This is a genomic window from Xenorhabdus bovienii, assembly GCF_024721015.1.
Classification (GTDB): domain Bacteria; phylum Pseudomonadota; class Gammaproteobacteria; order Enterobacterales; family Enterobacteriaceae; genus Xenorhabdus; species Xenorhabdus bovienii.
Map to the genome: position 1 here is coordinate 1 of NZ_JANAIF010000241.1, position 967 is coordinate 967.

The following is a 967-nucleotide window of genomic DNA, read 5'->3' on the forward strand; positions in this document are numbered from 1 at the left end:
GTATTGCCACTTGGCATGATTTCTTCTGTAGCGCCTATAGCCCTAGCCACCGCCCAGTCCAACGCCCGGCCTGTCAGCTCACTCGTTTTAATTTTCATTAAAATGCCTTACCGCCAGATTTGGCGCGGTTTTCTCGTTTATGGTCTGCCCGATGCCTGTTGTATGCTAACTTTTCAGCAATCGCGCCCTCGATGTCATACCCAAATGCCTCTGCATAATCCAAAATACGAATAACAGCATCTGCTAGCTCTACTTCTGCCATAGGACGGTGAGGTAAGTGATCATCCATCAAATTTTTGCGTTCTCCCTCCATTGCTTCACTGATTTCAGAGTGAATTAAACAGAGTAATGTCCCGCGCTCACGGGGATTATCCCACCAACCGGCATCAACATTTTGCTGGTGAATTTGTTTTTGTAATTCAGTGAATTTCATCTCAAAAGTCCTTGTATGTGGCTCTGCCCCGCAGAGACCTTTAGTCAATTTTTATTTTTGCTTTCACCGTCGCTAATCTGATGAATCTGCGTAACATGTCTGTTGTTACCCAATTCTTTTCGGACAAATGAAAAGTCCACCACAGTATCTTTTCTGATGTATCACAGTCGTGCAGCGGTATTTCATACTCGTTGTTTGTTCCTCCCAAGTCGGTATTTAAAATTATGTGGGTTTCATCAAACCATACCAATTTATCAAGCCGTTCTAGATAGTCTGTGTAATCCTTAATCATACATTTGCTCCTTTAGCAAAGCGTTTATGGGATTTGTTATCATTGTTCTGGCAGACTCTTACGGCCTCTTCCTGATCAGTCGGCGTAAAATGCCCATTGCGGAATCGCTGGTAAACCGTTCCAAGCTGCCCGAACCTGTTTTTTGTCACGATAATTTCAGCATAGGGCGCTGCGGGGGAATTCTCATTGTACACCGCATCGCGATACAACATGATGATGCTGTCCGCATCTTGCTCAACACT

Annotated in this window: 3 protein-coding genes; all 3 read right to left on the reverse strand. The window is 44.5% G+C overall.

From position 1 onward, the window contains the following. Positions 1–97: 97 nt before the first annotated feature. Complete coding sequence (locus tag NXS07_RS20305) at positions 98–433, reverse strand: nucleoside triphosphate pyrophosphohydrolase family protein (protein ID WP_258087550.1); 336 nt, start codon at positions 431–433, stop codon at positions 98–100. A 40-nt stretch (positions 434–473) separates the two neighbouring features. Then, positions 474–725, reverse strand: coding sequence for a hypothetical protein (locus NXS07_RS20310; RefSeq protein WP_258087551.1), 252 nt, complete (start codon positions 723–725; stop codon positions 474–476). Continuing rightward, on the reverse strand, positions 722–967 hold a 246-nt coding region (locus NXS07_RS20315; protein WP_258087552.1), incomplete at its 5' end, for a DnaB-like helicase C-terminal domain-containing protein. The genes NXS07_RS20310 and NXS07_RS20315, both read right to left, overlap by 4 nt.